At 66.4% G+C, this 24,699-nt stretch carries 24 protein-coding genes and 1 pseudogene; 14 read left to right on the forward strand and 11 right to left on the reverse strand.

All coding sequences use genetic code 11. The features are described 5' to 3' along the window. Positions 1–6: 6 nt before the first annotated feature. A pseudogene (locus ACE10W_RS22780) lies at positions 7–983 on the reverse strand (NAD(P)H-dependent flavin oxidoreductase). 97 nt (positions 984–1,080) lie between these two features. Here ACE10W_RS22780 and ACE10W_RS22785 point away from each other — a divergent pair. After that, positions 1,081–1,971 (forward strand): LysR family transcriptional regulator, encoded by an 891-nt coding sequence (locus ACE10W_RS22785; protein WP_011087853.1) that lies wholly within the window; start codon positions 1,081–1,083, stop codon positions 1,969–1,971. Here ACE10W_RS22785 and ACE10W_RS22790 read toward each other — a convergent pair. Continuing rightward, positions 1,958–2,173, reverse strand: coding sequence for a hypothetical protein (locus ACE10W_RS22790; protein ID WP_028171592.1), 216 nt, complete (start codon positions 2,171–2,173; stop codon positions 1,958–1,960). The two genes, ACE10W_RS22785 and ACE10W_RS22790, sit on opposite strands and share 14 nt — an antisense overlap. 46 nt (positions 2,174–2,219) lie before the next feature. On the opposite strand from ACE10W_RS22790, the gene ruvX reads away from it, so the two are divergent. Beyond that, complete coding sequence (ruvX, locus tag ACE10W_RS22795; RefSeq protein WP_028171591.1) at positions 2,220–2,705, forward strand: Holliday junction resolvase RuvX; 486 nt, start codon at positions 2,220–2,222, stop codon at positions 2,703–2,705. Positions 2,706–2,710: 5 nt separating this feature from the next. Further along, entirely contained in the window at positions 2,711–3,634 is a 924-nt protein-coding gene (locus tag ACE10W_RS22800) for an AEC family transporter (RefSeq protein WP_028171590.1), read from the forward strand. Between the two features lie 167 nt (positions 3,635–3,801). On the opposite strand, the gene ACE10W_RS22805 is transcribed toward ACE10W_RS22800, so the two are convergent. The 3 genes from ACE10W_RS22805 to ACE10W_RS22815 all read right to left on the reverse strand — a co-directional run bounded on the left by ACE10W_RS22805 (position 3,802) and on the right by ACE10W_RS22815 (position 7,139). Next, on the reverse strand, positions 3,802–4,572 hold the full coding sequence (locus tag ACE10W_RS22805; protein WP_110116277.1) for a CPBP family intramembrane glutamic endopeptidase: 771 nt from the start codon (positions 4,570–4,572) through the stop codon (positions 3,802–3,804). A 144-nt stretch (positions 4,573–4,716) separates the two neighbouring features. Beyond that, positions 4,717–6,360: an acyl-CoA dehydrogenase family protein gene (locus ACE10W_RS22810; RefSeq protein ID WP_375761995.1), complete on the reverse strand. Its 1,644-nt coding sequence runs from the start codon at positions 6,358–6,360 to the stop codon at positions 4,717–4,719. Positions 6,361–6,380: 20 nt separating this feature from the next. Then, positions 6,381–7,139, reverse strand: a complete 759-nt coding sequence (locus ACE10W_RS22815) for a M15 family metallopeptidase (RefSeq protein ID WP_375761996.1) — start codon at positions 7,137–7,139, stop codon at positions 6,381–6,383. A 203-nt stretch (positions 7,140–7,342) separates the two neighbouring features. Between ACE10W_RS22815 and ACE10W_RS22820 the strand changes: the two genes are divergently transcribed. From ACE10W_RS22820 to ACE10W_RS22835, 4 genes are all read left to right on the forward strand, one after another. Beyond that, the gene (locus ACE10W_RS22820) at positions 7,343–8,290 is read left to right on the forward strand and encodes an aspartate carbamoyltransferase catalytic subunit (RefSeq protein WP_011087859.1); all 948 of its coding nucleotides are present in this window, start codon (positions 7,343–7,345) and stop codon (positions 8,288–8,290) included. Between the two features lie 5 nt (positions 8,291–8,295). Further along, positions 8,296–9,597: a dihydroorotase gene (locus tag ACE10W_RS22825; RefSeq protein WP_375762772.1), complete on the forward strand. Its 1,302-nt coding sequence runs from the start codon at positions 8,296–8,298 to the stop codon at positions 9,595–9,597. Positions 9,598–9,701: 104 nt separating this feature from the next. After that, positions 9,702–10,298 (forward strand): glycerol-3-phosphate 1-O-acyltransferase PlsY, encoded by a 597-nt coding sequence (gene plsY / locus ACE10W_RS22830; RefSeq protein WP_028171585.1) that lies wholly within the window; start codon positions 9,702–9,704, stop codon positions 10,296–10,298. A gap of 212 nt (positions 10,299–10,510) precedes the next feature. Continuing rightward, entirely contained in the window at positions 10,511–11,728 is a 1,218-nt protein-coding gene (locus ACE10W_RS22835; protein ID WP_375761997.1) for a patatin-like phospholipase family protein, read from the forward strand. Here the strand turns inward: ACE10W_RS22835 and ACE10W_RS22840 are convergent. After that, entirely contained in the window at positions 11,720–12,964 is a 1,245-nt protein-coding gene (locus ACE10W_RS22840) for an amidase (RefSeq protein WP_375761998.1), read from the reverse strand. The two genes, ACE10W_RS22835 and ACE10W_RS22840, sit on opposite strands and share 9 nt — an antisense overlap. A gap of 90 nt (positions 12,965–13,054) precedes the next feature. Here ACE10W_RS22840 and dprA point away from each other — a divergent pair, with 90 nt between their 5' ends. Beyond that, positions 13,055–14,197 (forward strand): DNA-processing protein DprA, encoded by a 1,143-nt coding sequence (dprA, locus tag ACE10W_RS22845; RefSeq protein ID WP_375761999.1) that lies wholly within the window; start codon positions 13,055–13,057, stop codon positions 14,195–14,197. On the opposite strand, the gene ACE10W_RS22850 is transcribed toward dprA, so the two are convergent. After that, entirely contained in the window at positions 14,194–14,616 is a 423-nt protein-coding gene (locus tag ACE10W_RS22850; protein ID WP_161534669.1) for a helix-turn-helix domain-containing protein, read from the reverse strand. The genes dprA and ACE10W_RS22850 overlap by 4 nt on opposite strands. Before the next feature lie 83 nt (positions 14,617–14,699). Between ACE10W_RS22850 and ACE10W_RS22855 the strand changes: the two genes are divergently transcribed. After that, the gene (locus ACE10W_RS22855) at positions 14,700–15,308 is read left to right on the forward strand and encodes an FMN-dependent NADH-azoreductase (RefSeq protein ID WP_375762000.1); all 609 of its coding nucleotides are present in this window, start codon (positions 14,700–14,702) and stop codon (positions 15,306–15,308) included. 61 nt (positions 15,309–15,369) lie between these two features. Here the strand turns inward: ACE10W_RS22855 and ACE10W_RS22860 are convergent, their stop codons facing one another. Further along, complete coding sequence (locus ACE10W_RS22860) at positions 15,370–15,552, reverse strand: hypothetical protein (RefSeq protein WP_011087867.1); 183 nt, start codon at positions 15,550–15,552, stop codon at positions 15,370–15,372. A 176-nt stretch (positions 15,553–15,728) separates the two neighbouring features. Then, positions 15,729–16,502: an SDR family oxidoreductase gene (locus ACE10W_RS22865; RefSeq protein WP_271554738.1), complete on the reverse strand. Its 774-nt coding sequence runs from the start codon at positions 16,500–16,502 to the stop codon at positions 15,729–15,731. A gap of 121 nt (positions 16,503–16,623) precedes the next feature. Here ACE10W_RS22865 and ACE10W_RS22870 point away from each other — a divergent pair, with 121 nt between their 5' ends. Beyond that, positions 16,624–17,094, forward strand: coding sequence for a helix-turn-helix domain-containing protein (locus ACE10W_RS22870; protein WP_271554739.1), 471 nt, complete (start codon positions 16,624–16,626; stop codon positions 17,092–17,094). A 161-nt stretch (positions 17,095–17,255) separates the two neighbouring features. On the opposite strand, the gene ACE10W_RS22875 is transcribed toward ACE10W_RS22870, so the two are convergent. Then, positions 17,256–17,495 (reverse strand): hypothetical protein, encoded by a 240-nt coding sequence (locus ACE10W_RS22875; protein ID WP_028171576.1) that lies wholly within the window; start codon positions 17,493–17,495, stop codon positions 17,256–17,258. Positions 17,496–17,723: 228 nt separating this feature from the next. On the opposite strand from ACE10W_RS22875, the gene topA reads away from it, so the two are divergent. The 4 genes from topA to ACE10W_RS22895 are packed head-to-tail and all read left to right on the forward strand — an operon-like array spanning position 17,724 to position 24,048. Beyond that, entirely contained in the window at positions 17,724–20,480 is a 2,757-nt protein-coding gene (gene topA, locus ACE10W_RS22880; protein ID WP_375762001.1) for a type I DNA topoisomerase, read from the forward strand. A gap of 7 nt (positions 20,481–20,487) precedes the next feature. After that, positions 20,488–22,830 (forward strand): ribonuclease R, encoded by a 2,343-nt coding sequence (rnr, locus tag ACE10W_RS22885; protein ID WP_011087872.1) that lies wholly within the window; start codon positions 20,488–20,490, stop codon positions 22,828–22,830. Further along, positions 22,824–23,264, forward strand: coding sequence for a DUF983 domain-containing protein (locus ACE10W_RS22890; protein ID WP_011087873.1), 441 nt, complete (start codon positions 22,824–22,826; stop codon positions 23,262–23,264). Before rnr ends, ACE10W_RS22890 begins: the two co-directional genes overlap by 7 nt. Positions 23,265–23,295: 31 nt before the next feature. Continuing rightward, positions 23,296–24,048 carry an NUDIX hydrolase gene (locus ACE10W_RS22895; protein WP_375762002.1) on the forward strand — a complete coding sequence of 251 codons (753 nt, stop codon included), beginning with the start codon at positions 23,296–23,298 and terminating at the stop codon, positions 24,046–24,048. A gap of 57 nt (positions 24,049–24,105) precedes the next feature. Here ACE10W_RS22895 and ACE10W_RS22900 read toward each other — a convergent pair whose 3' ends face one another. Then, positions 24,106–24,654, reverse strand: coding sequence for a hypothetical protein (locus ACE10W_RS22900; protein WP_375762003.1), 549 nt, complete (start codon positions 24,652–24,654; stop codon positions 24,106–24,108). Positions 24,655–24,699 lie beyond the last annotated feature (45 nt).

The following is a 24,699-nucleotide window of genomic DNA, read 5'->3' on the forward strand; positions in this document are numbered from 1 at the left end:
CATGGTTCAGGCGACGGACGTGATGGAGTTGCGCCGGCCGGCAAGCAGGTGCTCCGCCTCGGCCGCAATCCGCTCCACGATCTCGGCCGCCGGTGGAATATCATGGATCAACCCGACCGCCTCGCCTGCGATCACGGCGGCGATATCGAAATTGTCGGCCGCTTTCGCCACCGCATAGTCCGCCGCGACTGCGGCGACATTCTGCATCATCTCGACCTCGCGGCCGATCCAGCGCCTGGCGTGGTCGTTGAGCAGACACCTTCCCGTGAAGGGCGCCGGCCAGACATTGTTGCGCGACAGGTCGAAGATGATCCCGCGCACGGTCGAGCCGCTGCTGGCCGCGCAAATGCGCCGCTTGGCCTCCTCGGCGCCGTCGGCTTCCTGGCTCGCATAGAAGCGCGTGCCGAGCAGCACGCCGCTCGCGCCCAGCATCATCATGGCGGCGAGACCGCGCCCGTCCGCGATGCCGCCGGCCGCCACCACAGGCACACGGCCCGCGAGATCGACGATGGCAGGCACGAGATCGATGCTGGTCCGTGACGCGCCGTGACCGCCCGCCTCCGTGCCCTGCGCGATCAGGATATCGGCGCCGGCGTCGAGCGCCTGCCGCGCCATCGCCTCGTCCTGCACCTGGCAGATCAGGCGCGCGCCCGCGGATCTGATCTTCGGTGCGAACGGCGCAGGATCGCCGAAGGACAGCATGATCGCCGACGGCTTTGCGGCGAGCGCGATGTCGAGCAGCTCGGGCCGCTTGGCGAGGCTCCAGGTGATGAAGCCGATCCCGAACGGCGCACGCAGATCGGAGAGCTTTGCGACTCCCGCTCCAGCCACGCCCGCTCGCCATAGCCGCCGCCCAGAATGCCGAAGCCTCCCGCGCGGCTGACAGCCGCCACCAGACGGCTGCCCGCGACGACATCCATCGGCGCCAGCAGGATGGGATGCCTGATCTCCAGCAAGCTCGTCAGCGGCGTCGCAATGGGCATGGCTTCTCCCCGATCTGGACAGCGAGACTAAGCGCGACTAGCATTCTCGAAAAATGAATTGTAGCGAACGCTGCCATCACAAAAGCGAAACGACGCCATGGAACTCAGCGATATCCAGACCTTCGCCGCGGTCGCGCGTACCGGCGGTATCACCCGCGCCGCCGAGGAGCTCAACACGGTGCAGTCCAACGTCACCCAGCGCGTGAAGGCGCTGGAGGCGGAGATCGGCACGCCGCTGTTCGAGCGCCACAGCCGCGGCATGACGCTGACCGGCGCCGGCAAACGCCTCCTGCCCTACGCGCAACGGATGGCCGCGCTATCGCGCGAGGCCGTGCTCGCCGCGCGCGACGATGGCGAGCCGAAAGGGCCGCTGGCGATCGGTTCGATGGAAACGACAGCCGCCGTGCGTCTGCCGCCGCTGCTGGCCGATTTCCACCGCCGCTTCCCGGCCGTGCGCCTCTCCTTGCGCACGGCAACAACGGCCGACCTCGTTGCTGGCGTGCTCGAAGGCACGCTCGACGGCGCCTTCGTCGCAGGTCCCATCGCGCATGCCGACCTCACGGCGACGAGCGCCTTCCGCGAAGAGCTGGTGCTGGTCAGCGCGCGGCGCTGGAGCTCGCTTGCGGAGCTGCGTGCCGGCACGCCGGAGTCAGGTCCGACTGCGCTGGTGTTCCGCACCGGCTGCACCTATCGCCAGCGGCTCGAGCAGATCTTCGTCGAGTTCGGCTGGCCGTCGGCCGCACGGTTTGAGCTCGGCACGCTCGACGGCATGATCGGCTGCGTCGCCGCCGACATGGGCGTGACGCTGCTCCCGCGCGCCGTGGTCGAGCGCAGCGCGATGAACGGCAGCGTGTCGATCCACCCGCTGAGCGCCTCGCACGCGCGCGTCGAGACACTCTTCATCCAGCGCAGTGCCGGACATCAGTACAGCGCGCTGCAAGGCTTTGCCGCCTGCCTGAAGAAGGACGACGACGTCATCGCGGCCTGAGATACCAGCGCCGGAGCGCCACCACGGCCCAGATCGCCTCGACCAGCCCGAACGGCCAGGCGCCCTGCAGGAAGCCGTAGGCCGAGCCGAGCGCGCAGGACATCGCGAACAGCAGCACGAACCAGTGGCTGCGGTCCTCCATCGCATAGCAGACCAGCATCGCGGTGACGGCAAACAGGCCGAATAGTGTCAGCGCATCCATGTTCCGGGTTCACTCCACGGCGTGACGCGTGATATGCGCTGATGCCATGCCGGCTCTTATCCTGCCCCTGGTCGATGCTGCAACCCACTGGCCCGAACGCGGCGGGCTGGTTGGCCTTGATCTGGGCACCAAGACGATTGGCGTCGCCGTGTCGAACCCGGACCGGCGGTTGGCGACCGGCGTCGAGACCATTCAGCGCAAGGCGTTCAAGCAGGACGCCGCCCGGCTGCTCGCGATCGCCGCTGAGCGCAAGGTCGTCGGCTTCGTGCTTGGCCTGCCCATCAACATGGACGGCAGCGAGGGCCCGCGCGCGCAATCGACCCGCGCCTTCGCCCGCAACCTCGCCAATCTCACCACGCTCCCCATCGGCCTCTGGGACGAGCGCCTCTCGACCGCAGCGGTCGAACGCGAGCTGATCGGCATGGATGTCAGCCGCGCCAAGCGCGCCGAGGTGATCGACGAGCACGCCGCGATCTTCATCCTGCAAGGCGCGCTCGACCGCCTCGCGAACTTGCGCACCGGAAACGGCTGACCCCCATGGCCGTCGTGATCGCGGCGCTGCTGCCGGTCTTCATCCTCATCGTGCTCGGCGTCGTGCTGAGGCGCAGCCTGATGCGGCTGGACACGCAATGGCACGGGCTGGAGCGGCTGACCTATTTCGTGCTGTTTCCGATGCTGCTGATCCAGACGCTGGTGAAGGCCGACCTTTCCAAGGTGCCGGTCGCCGGCGTCGGCGGCGCGCTCTTGCTGTCGGCGCTGGCGATGTCGCTGCTGTGCCTCGCGCTGCGCCCGGCCCTGTCGCGGCTCGATATTGACGGGCCGGCCTTTACCTCGATCTTCCAGGGCGCGACGCGCTGGCAGACCTATGTGGCGCTCTCCGTCTCCGCCAACATGTTCGGCGATGTCGGGCTGGCGCTGGCTTCGGTCGCGATGGTCGCGATCATCCCTCTGGTCAACGTGTTCAGCGTCGCCGTGCTCGCGCACTATGCATCGCCGGAGAAACAGTCCGCCCGCGCGATCGTCATGACAGTGATCCGAAATCCCCTGATCTGGGCCTGCGCAATCGGGCTCTTCATCAACGTCGTCCATCTTCCGCTGCCGAAGATCTGGCACGAGGTTGCGGACGCGCTGAGCCGGTCATCGCTGGCGATCGGCCTGCTCGTGACCGGTGCGGGCCTGCATCTCGAAGGCCTCCTGCGTCCCAGCCTGAGCGCGACGATCGGCGTCGCCTTCAAGCTGGTCCTGATGCCCGTGCTCGCGCTGGGGCTTGCGGCCTGGTTCGGGCTATCAGGCAACAGTCTGGCAATCGTCGCGATCTGCGCGGCGGTGCCGACCTCACCCAGCGCCTATGTGCTGGCCCGGCAGATGGGTGGCGATGCGCCGCTGCTGGCGCAGATCATCACGCTGCAGACCATCCTGGCGGCCATCACGATGCCGGTTGCGATCGCGCTGGTGGCCTAGAACTCGCCATTGTGGGCGCCTCCCTCTGCTCGTCAGAGCGAGGAGCTCGCGACAAAATTGCGAAGCAATTTTGCGCTGATGCGACGAAGCAATCCAGAATCCCTCCGCGGAGAGATTCTGGATTGCTTCGCTTGCGCTCGCAATGAGGGAATGTGGGGCAACCGCCGTCAGCCCCCCAGCCACATCGTCAGCACCACCGCAGTCATGTTGTTCAGCGCGTGCAGCACGATCGTCAGCCAGAGCGAATTGGCGCGATAGCGCATGTAGCCGAACCACAGGCCGATGGTGAAGACCTCGGCGAGGAAGTACAGGTCGTATTGCAGATGCACGACCGTCCACACCAGCGACGACAGGATGATCGCGCCGGGCACGCGCAGGAAGCTCGCCGACCAGCCGCGATAGAGAAAGCCGCGCGCCAGCACCTCTTCCGACATCGGCGCCGCCACGCTGAAGGCGATCAGCAGCAACAGGGCCGCGCCCTTGTCACGGCCCGATTTCAACAGATCGGTCATGAAGCCCGGCGTCGCCTCGCGGCCGAGGCTCCGCGACACCGTCTCCCAGGCCAGCACCAGCAGGATGAGACCGACCGCGCCGAACAGGAGCTGCATCCAGGACGGCCAGCGCAGCGCGAGATAGTCGACGAAGGAGGCCTTCTTGATACGGATGGCGAGCCACACCGCGAGGAGTGTCGCCGGCAGGCCCATGATGACCGACAGCGCGAGCGCCGCCGGCTCGCGGCCGACCGACTGGATCGAGGCCATGTCGATCGGAAGGCCGCGCAGCGCGGCCAGCAGCAGGATCGCCCCGACCTGGCCGACGAACATCGCGACGAAGATGAGAAGGCCCCACAGCGCCGTACCGAAGAACCTCCAGACGCGCGGCGCGTGATCCGCGGGCGTCATGGTCAGTGGCGGATGCTCGGGATTGAGGGAATCCATCAGGAGGCTTTCGTTGAGATTGCCGTCATTCCGCGGCGCCCGAAGGGCGAACCCGGAATCTCGAGATTCTCAGGTGCGCAAGGGCGCACCGTAGTTCGATGCTTCGCATCGCCCCGGAATGACGGCAAAAAAGAAGCAAAAAGCTCACGGCAGCGCCCTCTCCAGCAGCGCGCGCACGTCGCCGCTCTCCAGCTCGACCGCGCCGTACATGCTGGCGTGGGTTGTGGCGAGGCGCGTGGCCGCGAACAGTTCAGCATGACGCGGCGACACGCCGTTCAGCGCGGCGGCCGCGGCGAGCAGCGCCAGCTTCTCGACCGCGAGCCGCGCGACGCGCTCGCCATCGGCGCGGCGGAAGGTCTTGCCGATGAACGCGACCGCCTCGCCTGCGCCCGGCAAACCCTTGGTCTCGGCGGCAAGCGATTGCAGCACCGCCATCGCCGCCTCCGGCTCGCGCGACAGTGCGCGCAGCACGTCGAGGCACATCACGTTGCCCGAGCCTTCCCAGATCGCGTTGACCGGCGACTCCCGATAGTGGCGTGCCAGGATGCCGTCCTCGACATAGCCGTTGCCGCCGAGGCACTCCATCGCCTCGTAGAGGAAGCTAGGCGCGCTCTTGCAGGTCCAGTATTTGATCGCGGGCGTCAGCAGCCGCATATAGGCGGCCTCCGCCGCATCGTGCGGGGTGCGGTCGAAGGCGCGGCAGAGCCGCATCACCAGGGCGACGCTCGCCTCCACATGCAGCGCCATGTCCGACAGCACCGCCTGCATCAAGGGCTGGTCGGCGAGATGCTTCTGGAACACGCTGCGGTGACGCGCATGATGCAGCGCATGCGCGAGCCCCGAGCGCATCAGGCCGGTGGAGGCGATCGCGCAATCCTGCCGCGTCAGCTGCACCATCTGGATGATGGTGCGGATGCCCTTGCCCGCCTCGCCGACCGCTTGCGCATAAGCGCCGGAGAACTCGACCTCGGACGACGCATTGGAGCGGTTGCCGAGCTTGTCCTTCAAGCGCTGGAACTGGATCGCGTTGACGGACCCGTCGGGCACAAAGCGCGGCATGAAGAAGCAGGTCAGGCCCTCGTCGGCCTGCGCCAGCACCAGGAACGCGTCGCACATCGGCGCCGACATGAACCATTTGTGGCCGGTGATGCGATAGGCGTCGCCGTCACGCACCGCGCGCGTCATGTTGGCGCGCACATCGGTGCCGCCCTGCTTCTCGGTCATGCCCATGCCGAGCGTCATGCCGCGCTTGTCCCACCACGGCGCGAACGTCGGGTCGTAGCTCTTCGTCGCCAGCACAGGCATCACGCGCGCCAGCAGATCCGGCTGCATCGCCAGCGCGGCGACGGAGGCGCGCGTCATCGTGATTGGACAGAGATGGCCGGTCTCGACCTGCGAGGCGATGTAGAATTTTGCGGCGCGGATGACCTCGGCGGCATCGCCCGCCGGCTTCCCGTCCGCCGTCCAGGTCGAATTGTGCACGCCGGCATGCGCGCTGTGCGCCATCAGCTCGTGATAGGCGGGATGAAACTCGACCTGGTCGCGGCGATTGCCCTTGGCGTCGAAGGTGCGCAGCTTGGGCGTGTTCTCATTCGCCACGCGCCCGCGATCGGCCATCGCGGCAGAGCCCCAGTGCTTGCCGAATTCGGACAGCTCCCGCTCCGCCTTAGCGCCGCCATTGGCCTTGACCGCCTCGACCAGCGGCCGGTCCACGGCAAACAGATCGACATCCCAAAACGGCGGCGACTGGTTGAAGACCTCGTGGGTTGCGAAGCTGGGCTGAGTCATCTTGTTTCCCCGGCGCGGAATCAGTTCCGCCGCGGCTGGATCGGGAAATCATAGGCCGCCCCGCCTGCCCCCGGCAGCGAAAAATGCCACCACTCCTTCGAATAGTTCACAAAGCCTTGCTTGGCCATCGCAGCCACCAGCCGCTTGCGCCACGCGCGCTGGTCCGGCGTGATCGACGGTGCTGCGGTATGGCCCTTCGTATCCGTGCAGTCGTAGCCGGTGCCCATGTCCACGCTGCCCTCCGGCGGCCGCGCCTCGACCGACGCCGTGCAGTCGGCATAGGTTTTCGACGGGTCGTATTTGCCGGAATTGTCGGCCTTGAGATCGACCAAGGTGAGATCGAGCGCCGCCCCCGTCGAATGCTGCGAGCGGCTCGCGATATAGCCGAGGCGAAACAGCTCGGTCTTGGGAATCCTGGGATTGTAGCGCCGCTCGGCGGCCGTCTCGCGGCCATTCTGCGACCACGCGACCATGTCGAGCGAGGCCCGCGCCGGCCGGTAGCAGTCGAACATCTTGAGCGACAGGTTTTGTGCGGCGAGGTCCTGCTGGACCGCCTTCAACCGCAGCCCCACCTCCCGCTTCACCACGCACTCACCGGCGCCGTAGCCGGCGAGCGGACGGCCGACGAAATTGTTCGAGGTGGCGTAGCGGATGTCCTGGATGATGCCGGGATCGATGTCGCGCAAATAGACGAAGCCTCCGGGGAGCGATTGGGCGTGGGCGGATGAGATTGAAGTGATCGCTAAAAGTGCGATCAAAATTGATTTGGCTGAGCGCATCCAAACTTCCCTGTCATTCCGGGGCGATGCGACAGGACCGCGAAGCGCGGCCTGGAGCATCGAACCCGGAATCTCGAGATTCCGGGTCTGGCGCTGGCGCGCCATCCCGGAATGACGGTGTACCAGACTCCTCAGGGGATAACTCCCCGCCCCGGCATTGGCCCTTGCCCCCCCAGCCATCCCCGCCTATAGCTCTCGTTTTAATGACATCGAAATCGACCTTCGTCCTCGGCCACCGGCATTTGCTGGGCATCGAGGGCCTTTCCGCGGCCGACATCACCGGCCTCCTCGACCTGTCCGAAGAATATGTCGAGCTCAACCGCCAGGTTGACAAGAAGCGCACCGTCCTGCGTGGACGGACGCAGGTGAACCTCTTCTTCGAGGCCTCCACCCGGACCCAATCCTCGTTCGAGCTCGCCGGCAAACGGCTTGGCGCCGACGTCATGAACATGTCGGTGTCTTCCTCGTCCATCAAGAAGGGCGAGACGCTGGTCGACACCGCGATGACGCTCAACGCCATGCACCCGGATATCCTGGTGGTCCGGCATCACGCGTCCGGCGCGGTGGAACTGCTGGCCCGCAAGGTTGACGGTTCCGTGATCAATGCCGGCGACGGCGCGCACGAGCATCCGACGCAGGCGCTGCTCGACGCCCTGACCATCCGCCGCAACAAGGGCCGGATCGAGGGCCTCGTCGTCGCGATCTGCGGCGACGTGCTGCATTCGCGTGTGGCCCGTTCCAACATCATCCTGCTCAACACCATGGGTGCCCGCGTCCGCGTCGTCGGCCCCTCCACGCTGCTGCCGCCCGGCATCGAGCGGATGGGCGTCGAGGTTGCGCGCGACATGCGCGAGGGGCTCAACGGCGCCGACATCGTCATGATGCTGCGGCTCCAGCGCGAGCGCATGAACGGCTCCTTCGTGCCGTCGACCTCCGAATATTTCAACTATTTCGGGCTGGACCAGAAAAAGCTTGGCTATGCCAAGCCAGACGCTCTCGTCATGCATCCCGGCCCGATGAACCGCGGCGTCGAGATCGACACAGCGGTCGCCGACGGCGCGCAATCGCTGATCCGCGAACAGGTCGAGATGGGCGTGGCGGTGCGCATGGCCGTGCTCGAAGCGCTCGCCCGCAACTTGCCGAACGCGTGATGCTCATGCTGACTGACCGCCGTCCCATCCTGCTCGCCAACGCCCGCGTCGTCGATCCCTCAAGGGATTTCGACGGCCCCGGCGATGTCCTGATTGCCGACGGCATCATCCGCGAGACCCGCCGCGGCATCGGCGCTGCAGGCGTCCCCGAGGGCACCGACGTCGTCAACTGCGCCGGCAAGATCGTGGCCCCGGGCCTGATCGACATGAAAGCTTTCGTCGGCGAGCCCGGCTTCAGCCATCGCGAGACCTTTGCGTCCGCGAGCCAGGCAGCCGCGACCGGCGGCATCACCACCATCATCTGCCAGCCCGATACGGAGCCCGTCATCGACAATTCGGCGACGGTGGACTTCGTGATGCGCCGCGCCCGCGACACCGCGATCGTCAACATCCAGCCGATGGCGGCGCTGACCAAGGGGATGCGCGGCGAGGAGATGACCGAGTTCGGCCTGTTGAAGGCCGCCGGCGCCATCGCTTTCAGCGACGGCGACAGGAGCGTCACCAACGCCCAGGTGATGCGCCGGGCCCTGACTTACGCGCGCGATTTCGACGCGCTGATCGTGCATCACACCGAAGATCCCGATCTCGTCGGCGAAGGCGTGATGAACGAGGGCGAGTTCGCCTCGCGGCTCGGCCTGATGGGCATTCCGAACGCAGCGGAAGCCGTGATGCTGGAACGCGACATGCGCCTCGTCGCGCTGACCGGCGGCCGCTATCACGCCGCCTCGCTGTCCTGCATCGACTCGCTCGACATCCTCAAGCGCGCCCGCGAGGTCGGGCTCGCCGTCAGCGCCTCGGTCTCGATCAACCATCTTGCGCTGAACGAGAACGATATCGGGCCCTACCGGTCGTTCCTGAAGCTGTCGCCGCCGCTGCGCACCGAGGACGACCGCCGCGCGCTGGTCGCAGCCGTCGCCTCCGGCCTCATCGACGTCATCATGTCCGACCACAATCCGCAGGACGTCGAGGTCAAGCGCCTGCCGTTCGCGGAAGCAGCTCCCGGCGCCGTGGGGCTCGAGACCATGCTGCCCGCCGGCCTGCGGCTGATGCACAATGGCGAGCTGGACCTGAAGACGCTGATCCAGGCGATGTCGACCCGGCCGGCCGAGATTCTGGGCCTGCCCGGTGGAACCCTGCGCGCAGGCAGCCCGGCGGATGTGATCGTGATCGACCCCGACGTCCCCTGGGTGGTCGATCCCGCCGAGCTCAAATCGCCCTGCAAGAACACCCCGTTCGACGAAGCCCGCTTTACAGGCCGCGTGGTGCGCACCATTGTCGGTGGACGGACGGTCTTCGAGCATGTCTAGGGTGACGGTTTTGGGTGTCGCCCTGCACCGCGACAGCGGATCGGGACAGGATCATGCGTGGCGTCGCAGTTCAGCATGGCGATGCGGTCAAGGGATTTGCAGCCATGGGTCTTGAAGCATTTTTGCCGGTGGCGCTCGTCATCGGCTACCTCCTCGGCTCGATTCCGTTCGGGCTGGTCCTGACCAGGCTCGCCGGCACGCAAGATATCCGCTCGATCGGCTCCGGCAGCATCGGCGCCACCAACGTGCTGCGCACCGGACGCAAGAGCCTTGCTGCGGGCACCCTCTTGCTCGATGCGCTGAAGGGCACCGTGGCGGTCGTGATCGCCGGCTACATCGCCGGCCCCAATGCTGCGATGGTGGCAGGCCTCGGCGCCTTCCTCGGCCATCTCTTCCCGGTCTGGCTCAAATTCAAGGGCGGCAAGGGTGTTGCGGTCTATATCGGCATCCTGCTCGGCCTGTTCTGGCCGGCCGCGGTGGTGTTCTGCCTGCTCTGGTTGGCGACCGCCTTCACCACGCGCTATTCCTCGCTCTCGGCGCTGGTGGCCTCCTTCATCACGCCGATGTTCCTGTGGTGGTTCGGCCACCTCGCTTTGTCCGCGCTGTTCGCCGTGCTGACGCTGCTGCTGTTCTACGCGCATCGCGAGAACATCAAGCGGCTGCAATCGGGCAAGGAAAGCCGGATCGGCGAGAAGGCCTAGAGCGTTTTCGAGCGAAGTGGATACCGGTTCGCGTCAAGAAAACGCGTCAAAACAAAATCCAACGCCGGGAAAAAGTACGGATACCGCCGCGCTCCTTCCGCATTATACGCCAAATCCTGTTCGCAACTCGCAAGCCAGTCGTGGCCAGAGTGGCGAACGAGTTCCATGCCTGTCATCCTGACAGCGCAAATGGCGTTACGCGGTTGCTCAGAATGAGCGAGAAGATTGTCGGCGCGCATATCGACGGTGGTTCGCAGGGTGCGGCACGCACTGCGGCAAGCCGACTGCTGTCCATGACGGACATCTGGTCCGATGCGCCCTCGCCGCCTCGTGTCCCCGAACCGGCTCCCGTTGCACCGCCACCTGCGCCGCCGCCCGCCCCCGTGGCACAAATTGCCGCGCCCATCGAGGCCGTGACCACGGCTGCACCTGTCGTGCGCGATCAGGTCCGCCCCGATCAATGGCCACCGCGAAAACTCTCGCTGGCGCTTCAGGGCGGCGGCACCTTCGCCGCCTTCACCTGGGGCGTGCTGGAGCGGCTCCTGGAAGAGCCCGATATCGAGATCGACACCATCAGCGGCGCCAGCGCCGGCGCCGTCAATGCGCTGCTGCTCGCTTGCGGCCTCGCCGAGGGCGGCCGCGAAGCGGCGCGCGCGCGGCTGAACCGGTTCTGGGTCCGCCTGATGCACGAGGCCTCGTTCCGCTCGCTGATGCTGGTCGGCAGCTTTTCGCCCGTGGGAAGCTCGGTCGCGTTCGGGCCGACGCTGCGCTCCGGCCAGTTCGATCCGTTCGATCTCGATCCGCTGCGGCAGGCGCTGTCGCGCGACATCAATTTCGCGGCCCTGCGCGCGGCGAAGTCGCCAAGGCTCCTGATCGCGGCGACGCGGATCCGCGACGGGCAGCAGCAGATCTTTCGCAATGACGCCATCACGACCGACGTCGCGCTGGCCTCAACCTGCCCGCCCCTGGTCCACTGCGCCGTCGAGATCGAGGGCGAAGCCTATTGGGACGGCGGCTTCGGCGGCAATCCGCCATTGCTGAAGCTGGCGCAGGAGACGGCGGCGACGGACATGCTGCTGGTCCAGCTCACCCCGTCCCGCGACAGCTACGTGCCGATCACGCTCGCCGCCATCGACCGCCGGCTCGACCAGATCACCGCAAACGCCGCGCTCAATGCCGAGGTTGCGGCGATCGCATGGACGCAATCGCACGCCGCATCCTCGCTGCGGCTGTCCAGGATCGCGGCGGAAGACTCCGTTGAGGGCCTGGCGCAGCGTAGCTCGGCCGATCTCGGCCGCGGCTTCATCCGCCTGTTGCACCGGAGCGGCCGCGAGGCGGCCGAGCGCTGGCTCGGGCAAGGTGCAACGATCAGTGCAGCTTCGCCTGCATCCGACCAGCGCACCGCTTCCGCAGAACCCGCGCTAGCCTGATTTCGCCAGCGCATCCTCCAGGAACCACGCCGTCGCAAGCGCATGTGCGTCGTTGCCGAAGCGCGCGATCACCTGCACGCCGATCGGCAGGCCACCGACCTTCAGCACCGGCACGTTGACGCAAGGATTGCCCATCAGCGTCCAGAGCCGGTTGTAGCGAGGGTCGCCGGTGCTCGCGAGAGCCTTGGCCGGCGCGGTGCCCGGCGCCGAATAGGTCAAGAGCACGTCGACGCCCTCGAACACTTCGCCAAGCTCGCGGCGGCCACGGCGGCCGATCCGGCGCGCCTCATCATATTCTTTCGGCGTGAGCCCGACCGTCGCATCGAGACTGGCGCGCAGCATCGGCGCGATCTCGTCGTGATGCTCGGAAAACTCCCAGGCGAGCGCGCGGTGCGCCTCGAAATCCTGGATGATGGGATGGATGCGCCAGGCCTCATGCACCGCCTCGGGCAGATCGATGGCCTGAACACTGGCCCCGGCCCGCTCGGCGGCCTTGATCGCCGCTTGCAGGCCCTGCTCGGCCGCCGGCTCGACAGCGCCGGCGAACTCCTGCCTGACCACGCCGATGCGCGGCGCCCTGGCCGGGACGATGCCGGAGAATTCGCTGCGGCCGGTCATCGCCAGCAGTCCGCGCGCGAGATCCTCCGCGCGCGCGCCGAACAGGCCGACCGTATCGAGCGCCCACGAATAGCACTTCACGCCGACGGTCGGCAGCATACGGAACGACGGCTTGATCGCGGCCGTCCCGCAATAAGCGGCGGGCCGGATGACCGAGCCGCCGGTCTGGGTGCCCAGCGCCAGCGGGATCATGCCGGCGCCGACGGCCGCCGCCGAGCCCGAGGACGAGCCGCCCGGGGAATGGCCGGTATTGTGCGGATTGAGCGTCGGCGTCGGATCGCGCGAGGCAAACGCCGTGGTCGTGGTCTTGCCGATGATGGTGGCCCCCGCCCGTTTCAGCATCATCACAACAGGCGCGTCCGAGCGCGGCTGCCAGCCGCGATAGATCTGCGAGCCCATCTCGGTCGGCATGTTGGCGGTGTCGATGATGTCCTTGATGCCGACGGCGATGCCGCGCAGCGGGCCGGAGGCTTGCGCCTTCGCGGACTTGTCGTGGCGGACGAAGGCATGGACCTCCTTCTCCCGCGCCTCGATCGCCGCGTGCGACTGGGCGATGGCTGCGTTAGGCGACAGCTCGCCCGTTTCGATGCGGCGCTGGAGGTCGGCGAGTGAGATCATGGCAATACCCTTCTTATTGGGATCGCTTTTAGCATTGCGCCGAGGTCGCGCAAGCGCACACCCCTGTTGCCCACGCCCTCAGGTTGTTCCATGTTACGCCTGCAAGGAGACGCCGTGGACGCCATCAACCCCAGCGTGGAGCTGACCGAGACCGAGCGGATCGACCGCCTGCGGCTGATCCGCTCCGACAATGTCGGGCCGCGCACCTTCCGCTCGCTGGTCGATCATTTCGGCAGCGCGCGTGCTGCGCTGGAGCGGTTGCCGGATCTGGCACGCCGCGGCGGCGCGGCGCGGTCGGGGCGCATCTGTAGCGCGGACGAGGCCAAGGCCGAGCTCGCCGCCAGCCGCAAATTCGGCATCGCCTGGCTCGCGCCCGGCGAGGACGGCTATCCGGCGCGGCTCTCGACGCTCGACGACGCCCCGCCGCTGCTCGCGGTACGCGGCGACACGACAACCTTGATGCGGCCGATGATCGCGATCGTCGGCTCGCGCAATGCCTCCGGCGCTGGGCTGAAATTTGCTGGTCAGCTCGCGCGTGAGCTTGGCGAAGCCGGCTTCATCATCATCTCGGGGCTGGCCCGCGGCGTCGACCAGGCCGCGCATCGCGCCAGCGTCGAGAGCGGCACGATCGCCGTGCTCGCCGGCGGCCATGACTGCATCTATCCGCCCGAGCACGGCGATTTGCTCGGATCGATCCTCGATCACGCGGGCGCGGCGATCTCCGAGATGCCGCTCGGCCACGAGCCGCGCGCCCGCGACTTCCCCCGCCGCAACCGGCTGATCTCGGGCGCCTCGCTCGGCGTCGTCGTGGTGGAGGCCGCCCACCGCTCGGGCTCGCTGATCACCGCGCGCATGGCGGCCGAACAGGGCCGCGAGGTGTTCGCGGTGCCGGGCTCGCCGCTCGATCCGCGCGCCGCCGGCACCAATGATCTGATCAAGCAGGGCGCAACGCTCGTCACCGAAGCTGCCGACGTCATCAACGCTGTCGCACCGATCATGGAGCGGCCGCTGGTGATTCCTGCGCGCGAGCCCGACAGCGGGCCGTTCGAGAGCGATCCGCAGACGCACGACCGCGACCAGATCACCGGCCTGCTCGGCCCCGTGCCGATCGGCCTCGACGACCTCGTGCGGATGTCCGGTGCCTCGCCGGCGATCGTGCGCACCGTGCTGCTGGAGCTCGAGCTCGCCGGCCGGCTCGAACGCCACGGCGGCGGATTGGTGTCGCTGCTTTAGTTCTCGCCGCGCTTGTCGAACCGCGTACGTGCGGCCTCGATCTGCGCCAGATGCTCCATCGCCCACTTGCCGAGCGCCTCCACGGGCCGCGACAAGCCGCGGCCGAGATCGGTCAGCTCATAGTCCACGCGCGGCGGAATGGTCGGGAAGATCGTGCGCGTGACGAGGCCGTCGCGCTCGAGGCCACGCAGCGTCAAGGTCAGCATCCGCTGCGAGATGCCGTTGATCATGCGCTTCAGCTCGTTGAAGCGCTTCGGTCCGTCGCCGAGCATCATGATGACGAACACGCTCCATTTGTCGCCGACGCGGGACAGCACGGAGGCGACCCCGCGGCAGTCCGCATGGTTGGGATCGGGCCTTGGAACCGACCTTGGCGAAGCAGGCAGATCGATGTGCGCAGGTTTCAAAGATGTGTCCATGGCTCAAAAAAGTGCGTTCTTGCGGGGATTTCGATGGTCACTCATGTAGTGCGGGTTACAAATCTATACCATGGGTGACCTCAATGAAACTCCTCCATATCGACTCCAGCGTGCTCGGCCCCCACTCCGTCAGCCGGCAGGTTTCCGCCGCCATCGTCGACCGTCTCCGCCAGGCGACGCCCTCACTCGAGGTCGTCTATCGCGATCTGACCCAGACCCCGCTCGCCCACCTCTCCGGCTCGCATCTGGCGGCCGCGCAAGGCGCGCCCGCGCCGGCGGAACTCGAACCCGACCTTGCCGCGAGCGCGGCCGTGCTGAACGAGTTCCTCGCTGCCGACGTGGTCGTGATCGGCGCGCCCATGTACAATTTCACCATCCCGAGCCAGCTCAAGGCCTGGATCGACCGCATCCTGGTGGCGGGGAAGACATTTCAATACGGCGCCAATGGACCTCAGGGCCTTGCCGGCGCAAAGCGCGTGATCGTGGCGATCTCACGCGGCGGCTATTACGGCGCGGACATGCCGACTGCCGCTGGCGAGCATCTCGAAACCTATCTGCGCTGGGTGTTCGGCTTCATCGGCATCACCGACCCCGAGTTCATCTCCGCCGATGGCATCCAGGTCGGGCCGGACCATCGTGAGAAAGCGCTGGCCGGCGCACTTCAGGCGGCCACCAGCCTTCAGGCGGCGTGAGGCTCACGCCGACCGCAGCAGCCGCTGCCGGATTCCGGCGGCGGCTGACAGATCGCACCGGCTAAAACCAGGCGCCCTGCATGCCCAGGATGACGGCCACGAGCGAAACGAACAGGCCAATGCCGGAGAAAACAGCCACCCCGATGAGCTCCGATTTGTCGGAGCGTCTGGCGGGAATGGCGGAGCGTTCGGTGAAAATGCGCGGTGTTGAAATCGACGAAAAAATACGAGCTGCCTTTGGCATGACGGGCTCCCTGAAAATGAGTCTTATGACCCCCTGCCCGTAAAAGGGTCTTGGCAGCTTGCGGCAAGGTTCAACCTCATCACGCAAGGTTCAGAAAATACATCCCGCAGGACGAGGGAACCGGTCGGCGCAACCGACCTCGTCGCGCCGACCGATTCAATTTGCACTTGATTTGATCAGCCGCGATAGATCGGCGCACCGCTCGGAGCGGCGACTGCGCCGCCATCGACGAAGATCTCCTGGCCTTGAATATGCGCGGAATCATCGGAGGCGAGGAACAGCACCGTCTTCGAGATGTGATCGGGTTCACCAATGCGGCCGAGCGGCGTCGACAGCGCGATCCGCTTCTCGAACGCCTTCTCGGCTTCAGGCGTTGCGATCGCAGCGCCCCAGATCGGCGTGCGGATCGCGCCCGGCGCGACGACGTTGACGCGGATGCCGCGCGGCGACAGCTCCGAGGCCATGATCCGCGCCATCGCCCGCACGCCGGCCTTCGCCGCGCCGTAAGCCGAATAGCCGGGAATGCCGAGCACCGAGATCACCGAGCCGTTGAGGATGATCGAGGCGTTGTCGTTCAGATGAGGCAGCGCCGACTGAACCGTGAAGAACACGCCGGTGAGGTTCGTGCTGATCACCTTCTCAAAGACCTCCAGCGTCGCCGCACCGAGCGGCGTGCTGCCGGGAATGCCGGCATTGGCGAACACGATGTCGAACTTGCCGAACTTCTCGGCGCCCTGCCTGATTGCAGCTTCGGTGGCCGCGATGTCGGTGGCATCGGCGACGACCGCAAGCGAGTTCGGGCCGAGCTCCTTCGCGGCAGCCGCCAGCGTCTCCTTGTTGCGCCCGGTGATCACCACCTTGGCACCCTCGGCCACGAACAGCTTTGCAGTCGCAAGGCCGATGCCGCCGTTGCCGCCCGTAATCAATGCCGTCTTGTTCTTCAGTCTCACGTTCGCCTCCAGTGGTTTCATAATGAAACTACGTTGCCATCTAGGGCATTTGGTTTTATGATGCAACCACACAAGCGCGTGATCGCCTCCGGAATCGGGCGAACGCGAAAGGACCAGGACGATGGTGAAACGAACCAGCTTCGAGGGCGATACCTGCCCGATCGCACGCTCGCTGGAGGCGATCGGCGACTGGTGGTCGCTCTTGATTATCCGCGAGGCGCTGTTCGGCCTGCGCCGCTTCGGCGAGTTTCAGAGCAAGCTCGGCATGGCGAAGAACATTCTGGCCGTACGGCTGCGCGCGCTGGTCGATCACGACATTCTGGAGACCGCCCCCGCCTCCGACGGCAGCGCCTATTCTGAATACGTGCTGACGCCGAAGGGCCGCGGCACCTTCCCGATCCTGGTCGCGCTGCGGCAATGGAGCGAGGAATTCGACGACCACCCCGAGCAGATCGCGACCATCCTGGTCGATCGCGAGAAAGGCCGCCCGGTGCGCAAGCTGGAGCTGCGCGCGGAGGACGGGCGCCTGCTCAGCCAGGCGGATACGACAGTGAAGCCGCGACCGGCGCTGCGGCGGCGCGCAACAGGATGACATCGCGTACGATCTCTCCTCATGGTCGTCCCGGCGAAGGCCGGGACCCATAACCACAGGGAGCGGTTAGGCGAAGACTCGTGGTTCGGAATTGGCCCCCCGCTCAGATCGATAGACCTCGCGGTATGGGTCCCGGCCTTCGCCGGGACGACATGAGAACCTCACGACAGCTTGCGCTTGGTGCGCAGCCGCAGATGCTCGTCGGCCTCCAGCTGCGTCATGCCTAAGAGATAATGCAGCACGTCGAGCCTGTGGCGCTCGGCGAGCTTGCGCAACACCGCCACCTGCTCGGCGATGAAGGCAACCGCCTCATCGGCCCCGCCTTCCCCCGGTTCCTCGTGGCGCGAGCCTTCCCGCGCGCCTGATGCGGCGCGCGCCCGTTTCTTTCCTGGCCTAGTCACCAGACCCCACCCCGAATCCATGCCCCACGGGAACATTACGCCCACATCGACCGCAACTCCAAGGTGGTATTTTGCAACTTTCTCGATATGAAACTTTTCCCATCGCGGCGGCTTTCTACACCCCTCGATTTGACAGCGACGGCCTCACCACCCATGTTCGGTTCGAAACGGCCGACCCGAATCTCGTCGAATTCGGCCTAGAATTTCCCCATAAGTTACTGGAACTACATGAATATCGTCATTGTGGAGTCGCCGGCGAAAGCCAAGACGATCAACAAGTATTTGGGCTCGTCCTATGAGGTTCTGGCCTCGTTCGGCCATGTCCGCGACCTCCCGGCGAAGAACGGTTCCGTCGATCCGGACGCCAATTTCAAGATGATCTGGGAGGTCGACCCCAAGGCGGCCGGCCGGCTCAACGATATCGCCAAGTCTCTGAAGAACGCCGACCGCCTGATTCTCGCCACCGACCCTGATCGCGAGGGCGAGGCCATCTCCTGGCACGTGCTGGAGGTGTTGAAGGAAAAGCGCGCTCTCAAGGATCAGAAGATCGAGCGCGTGGTGTTCAACGCCATCACCAAGCAGGCCGTCACCGACGCGATGAAGCATCCGCGCCAGATCGACGGCGCGCTGGTCGACGCCTATATGGCGCGCCGCGCGCTGGACTATCTGGTCGGCTTCACCCTCTCCCCCGTGCTGTGGCGCAAGCTGCCGGGCGCCCGCTCGGCCGGCCGCGTGCAGTCGGTGGCGCTGCGCCTCGTCTGCGACCGCGAGCTCGAGATCGAGAAGTTCGTCGCCCGCGAATACTGGTCGCTGGTCGCGACCCTGCTCACCCCGCGCGGCGATGCGTTCGAGGCGCGTCTCGTCGGCGCCGACGGCAAGAAGATCCAGCGCCTCGACATCGGCACCGGCGCGGAAGCCGAAAACTTCAAGAAGGCGCTGGAAGCCGCCGCCTACGCGGTCACCGCGGTCGATGCAAAACCCGCCCGACGCAATCCGCAGGCCCCCTTCACCACCTCGACGCTGCAGCAGGAAGCCAGCCGCAAATACGGCTTTGCGCCCGCGCACACGATGCGCATCGCCCAGCGCCTCTATGAAGGCATCGACATCGGCGGCGAGACCACCGGACTCATTACTTATATGCGTACCGACGGCGTGCAGATCGATCCGTCCGCGATCACCCAGGCGCGCAAGGTGATCGGCGAGGATTACGGCAACGCCTACGTGCCGGAGGCCCCGCGCCAGTACCAGGCCAAGGCCAAGAACGCCCAGGAAGCGCACGAAGCGATCCGCCCGACCGACATGTCCCGCCGCCCGGACAGCATGAGCCGCAAGCTCGATTCCGATCAGGCGCGGCTCTACGAGCTGATCTGGAAGCGCACCATCGCGAGCCAGATGGAAGCGGCCGAGCTCGAGCGCACCACCGTCGACATCACGGCGAAGGCCGGCGGCCGTACGCTGGAGCTGCGCGCCACCGGCCAAGTCGTCAAGTTCGACGGCTTCCTCGCGCTCTACCAGGAAGGCCGCGACGACGAGGAGGACGAGGACTCCCGCCGCCTGCCCGCGATGAGCGCCGGCGACGGCCTGAAGCGGCAGTCGCTCGCCGTCACCCAGCACTTCACCGAGCCGCCGCCGCGCTTCTCCGAGGCCTCGCTGGTCAAGCGCATGGAGGAGCTCGGCATCGGCCGGCCCTCGACCTATGCCTCGATCCTCCAGGTCCTGAAGGACCGCGGCTACGTCAAGCTCGAGAAGAAGCGCCTGCACGGCGAGGACAAGGGCCGCGTCGTGGTCGCGTTCCTCGAAAGCTTCTTCAGCCGCTACGTCGAGTACGACTTCACCGCCAACCTGGAAGAGCAGCTCGACCGCATCTCCAACAACGAGATCTCCTGGCAGCAGGTGCTGAAGGATTTCTGGAGCGGCTTCATCGGCGCCGTCGACGAGATCAAGGATTTGCGCGTGGCGCAGGTGCTGGACGTGCTCGACGACATGCTCGGACAGCACATCTATCCGCCCCGCGCCGACGGCGGCGACATCAGGCAGTGCCCGAGCTGCGGCAACGGCCGGCTCAATCTCAAGGCCGGCAAGTTCGGCGCCTTCGTCGGTTGCTCGAACTATCCGGAGTGCCGCTACACCCGCCAGCTCGCCGCCGACAGCGAGGCGACGGCCGACCGTTCGCTCGGCCAGGATCCCGACACCGGTCGCGACGTCTGGGTCAAGGCTGGCCGCTTCGGCCCGTACATCCAGCTCGGCGAGCAGAAGGATTATGAGGAAGGCGAGAAGCCGAAGCGCGCGGGCATCCCGAAGGGCACCTCGCCCGGCGACGTCGAGCTCGAGCTTGCGCTGAAGCTGTTGTCGCTGCCGCGCGAGATCGGCAAGCATCCGGAGACCGGTCAGCCGATCACCGCCGGCCTCGGCCGCTTCGGGCCGTTCGTGAAGCACGAGAAGACCTATGCCAGCCTCGAGGCCGGCGATGAGGTCTTCGACATCGGCCTCAACCGCGCCGTGACGCTGATCGCGGAAAAGGTCGCCAAGGGCCCGAGCCGCCGCTTCGGCGCCGACCCCGGCAAGGCGATCGGCGATCATCCGACGCTCGGCACCGTCACCGTGAAGAGCGGCCGTTACGGCGCCTATGTCACCGCCGGCGGCGTCAACGCGACGATCCCGGCCGAGTTCGAAAAGGACACCGTCACGCTGCCGCAGGCGATCGCACTGATTGACGAGCGCGCGGCCAAGGGTGGCGGCAAGACCAAGGCGAAGAAGGCGGCGAAGCCGGCCAAGGCCAAGAAGGCTGCGGCGAAGGCCGCCGGCGGCGATGACGCCGCGCCCAAACCCAAGAAACCGGCCGCGAAGAAAGCCGCAGCCAAATCCGAATCCACCAGCAAGGCGCGCGCCGCCGTGTCGTCGACTGCAAAGACGTCGCCGACCAAGGCCGCCGCCACCAAGAATCCTGCAAACACTCCGGCCAAGAAGAGTGCCGGCAAGAATTAGAGGTTAAGTGAAACGCAAGAATGACCGTGGCTTTCCCGACAGGCAAGCCATCGTCGCCTTCATCAAGGCAAATCAGGGAAACGTCGGCACCCGCGAAATTGCGCGCGAGTTCGGCCTGAAGAACGCCGATCGCGTCGAGCTCAAGCGCATGCTGCGCGAGCTCGCCGACGACGGGACCATCAAGAAGAAGCGCCACAAGGTCTCGGAACCGGACACCCTGCCGTCGACGCTGGTCGCCGACATCACCGGCCGCGACTCCGATGGCGAGCTGATCGCCTCCCCCACCGAATGGGACGAGGTCGAAAGCGGCGAACCGCCAAAAATCCTCATCGTCATGCCGCGCCGGCCGAAGCCCGGCACCGCCGCCGGCGTCGGCGACCGCGCCCTGCTGCGCGTCGAGCGCATCGACGAGACCGAAGGCCCGGCCTATCGCGGCCACATCATCAAGGTCTTCGACAAGGCCAAGAGCCGCATCCTCGGCGTGTTCCGCAGTCTGCCCGAAGGCGGCGGACGGCTCGTTCCCGTCGACAAGAAATCTGCCGACCGCGAGCTGAACATTGCCGCGGCCGACACGCAGGGCGCCCAGGACGGCGACCTCGTCAGCGTCGACATCGTCCGCTCACGCGCCTTTGGCCTCGCCTCAGGCCGCGTGAAGGAGAAGCTCGGCTCGGTCAAGTCGGAGAAGGCGATCAGCCTGATCGCGATCTACGCGCACGACATTCCCCTGCAATTCCGCCCCGCGGCAGAGCGTGAAGCCGAAGCGGCGGAGCCGGCGAACCTGAAGGGGCGCGAGGACTGGCGCGACGTCCCGCTCGTCACCATCGATCCGCCCGATGCGAAAGATCATGACGACGCGGTCCATGCGCAGGCCGACGACGATCCCAACAACAAGGGCGGCTTCATCGTCAACGTCGCCATTGCCGACGTGAGCTTCTACGTGCGGCCGGGCACAGCGCTCGACCGCGATGCGCTCGACCGCGGCAACTCGGTCTATTTCCCCGACCGCGTCGTGCCGATGCTGCCGGAGCGCATCTCCAACAATCTCTGCTCGCTGGTGCCGGGCGAGCCGCGCGGCGCGCTGGCGGTGCGCATGGTGATCGGCCCCGACGGCCGCAAGCGCTCGCATACGTTCCACCGCATCCTGATGCGCTCGGCGGCGAAGCTGAACTACGCACAGGCGCAGGCCGCGATCGACGGCCGGCCTGACGACACCACCGGCCCCCTGCTCGATCCGATCCTGAGGCCGCTCTACACCGCCTATGCCTGCGTCAAGCGCGCAAGAGACGAGCGCGATCCGCTCAATCTCGATCTGCCCGAGCGCAAGATCCTCTTGAAGAGCGATGGCACGGTCGATCGCGTCATCGTTCCGGAGCGTCTCGATGCGCACAAGCTGATCGAGGAGTTCATGATCCTCGCCAACGTCGCGGCGGCCGAGATGCTGGAGAAGAAGTCGCTGCCGCTGATCTACCGCGTGCATGACGAGCCGACGCTGGAGAAGGTTCACGCGCTCGCGGAGTTTCTGGAGACGCTCGACGTTCCCTTCGCCAAATCAGGCGCGCTGCGCCCGGCCCTGTTCAACCGCGTGCTGGCCCAGCTCGAGGGCCACGACCACTTCCCGCTGGTGAGCGAGGTCGTGCTCCGCGCCCAGGCGCAGGCCGAATATTCCGCCGAGAATTACGGTCATTTCGGCCTCAACCTGCGCCGCTATGCGCATTTCACCTCGCCGATCCGCCGCTATGCCGACCTCGTCGTGCACCGCGCGCTGGTTCGCGCGCTCGGCCTTGGCGAAGGTGCGCTGCCCGACACCGAGACACCGGAAACGCTCGGCGAGGTCGCCGCCCACATCTCGGTGACCGAGCGGCGCGCGATGAAGGCGGAGCGCGAGACCGTGGACCGGCTGATCGCGCACCATCTCGCCGACCGCATCGGCTCCAGCTTCCAGGGCCGCGTTTCCGGCGTCACGCGCGCCGGCCTGTTCGTCAAGCTGAGCGAGACCGGCGCCGACGGCCTGATCCCGATCCGATCCCTTGGCACGGAATATTTCAACTATGACGAGAGCCGCCATGCCCTCGTCGGCACGCGCAGCGGCGCCATGCATCAGCTGGGTGACGTGGTCGACGTCCGTCTGATAGAAGCAGCTCCGATCGCAGGCGCGCTGCGCTTCGAGCTGCTGTCGTCAAGCGGCGAGACCGCGCCGCAGGGCCGCAGGGCATCCGGTCGGCAACGCCGCCCCTCGTTCAAGGCGCATCCCGGACGCAGTCCGGCGAAGAAGCACAAGCCGGCGAAGCCGAAGAAGCCCGGCAAGGGCAAGAAGAACAAAGGCAAAGGCCAGAAGGGCAAGGCATGGTGACGATGAGCACGGCCCCAAAAATCTGGACGCGCGAGACCGGCCTCGTCGAGAAGCGCGATGTCTGGACGGCAATGAAGCGCGGCTTTCGCGGCCGCTGCCCGCGTTGCGGCGAAGGAAAACTGTTCCGCGCCTTCCTGAAGACCGCTGATCATTGCTCGGCGTGCGGCCTCGACTTCACGCCGCATCGCGCCGACGATTTGCCCGCCTATCTCGTCATCGTCATCGTCGGCCACATCGTGGTGCCCGGCATCCTCTGGATCGAGACCAACTACACGACGCCGGTCTGGCTCAGCTTCGCGGCCTACCTGCCTTTCACGTTCTTTGCCTCGCTCGCGCTGCTCCAGCCAGTCAAGGGTGCCGTGGTCGGATTGCAATGGGCTCTGCGCATGCACGGCTTTGACGACAACCCTCCGGATGGTATTCCGCCGGTGTAAGCAATAAGCAAGAAGCGGTTTGGGTGAGGACATGACGGACACGTTGCAGGCAGCCGAGAAGGCGAAGATCCACGAGGGCAAGGAAGCCGACCATCATCCCTATTTCCGCCCGAAGGATGCGGCGACACTGATCCTGGTCGATCGCAGCGGCGCCGTTCCGAAAGTCCTGGTCGGCAAGCGCCACGACAAGGTGGTGTTCATGCCCGGAAAATTCGTCTTCCCCGGCGGCCGCGTCGACAAGGCCGACTACCGTGTGCCGTGTGCGGCCCCCATCACCTCCGAGCTGGAAGCCAACCTCGCCAAGGGCAGCCCGAAGACGCCGGCCTCACGCGCAAAATCGCTGGCGATCGCCGCGATCCGCGAGGCCTGCGAGGAGACCGGCCTCTGCCTCGGCCGCAAGGCCGAGGGGAAAGCGCCGAAGCTCGACGGCGCCTGGAAGCCGTTTGCGGATGCGAGCCTGCTGCCCGATCCCTCAGGCCTGTTCCTGATCGCGCGCGCCATCACCCCGCCCGGCCGCGTCAAGCGGTTCGACACGCGCTTCTTCACCGCGGATGCCTCCGCGATCACCCATCGCGTCGACGGCGTGATCCATGCGGATGCGGAGCTGGTCGAGCTGGTCTGGGTCGAGCTCGGCTCGAAGCCGCTCGCCGACCTGCATCCGATGACGCGCAACGTGCTCAACGAGCTCGACACGCGCCTTACCACCGGCCCGCTCCGCCACGACGCGCCGGTGCCGTTCTTCCATTTCTACGGCGGCAAGATGCAGAAGGATATTTTGGGCTGACTGCTCACCTCTCCCGTAGGGAGAGGTGAACCGGGCTAAGCCGATCGAGTATTCTTATCATGCGTCGTCGCTATCCGGCTCGGTGCCGACATAGTCGCGCGCCGGCAGCTTGAGGACGCGGCCGATCTCGCCCGCGAGCTTGTCCGCCTCCTCGCGCCGGGTGAAGCTCATCAAGTTGATCGGCTCGGTGCCCTTGTTGCCGCAGAGATTGACGTCATAGGTCGTCAGATCCGCATCGTAGTCGTCGGTGATGCTGATGAAGTGATAGTCAGCGAGATTGCGATGCCTGCGAATGTTCAGCGGGCCGAACTGGCTGGTGATGACGATCTGGCGCAGCGTCTCGTTGAGCACGACGAAATAGCGAAAGGTGAGCAGGATCAGGCCGGGGATGCCGACGAGCAGCCCGAGGCCGGTGAACACCAGCACCGGCACGAGGTCATCGGCGAGCCGGCCGAAGCTGGAAAAATCCTGGCGCAGGCCGAGCGCGACATTCCACAGCAGATAACCGCTGGCCGCCAGCAGCGGCAACGACAGCAGCCGGCCAATCCAGGGCATCGGCCGGTCAATACGGACCATGCCGCCATCCACTGTCATCGCGCCTGCCATTGATGGTCTCCTCACGAGGTCATGGCTTTGGTCGGAGCGAGCGGC

Source organism: Bradyrhizobium sp. B025, assembly GCF_042257955.1.
GTDB classification, from domain to species: domain Bacteria; phylum Pseudomonadota; class Alphaproteobacteria; order Rhizobiales; family Xanthobacteraceae; genus Bradyrhizobium; species Bradyrhizobium diazoefficiens.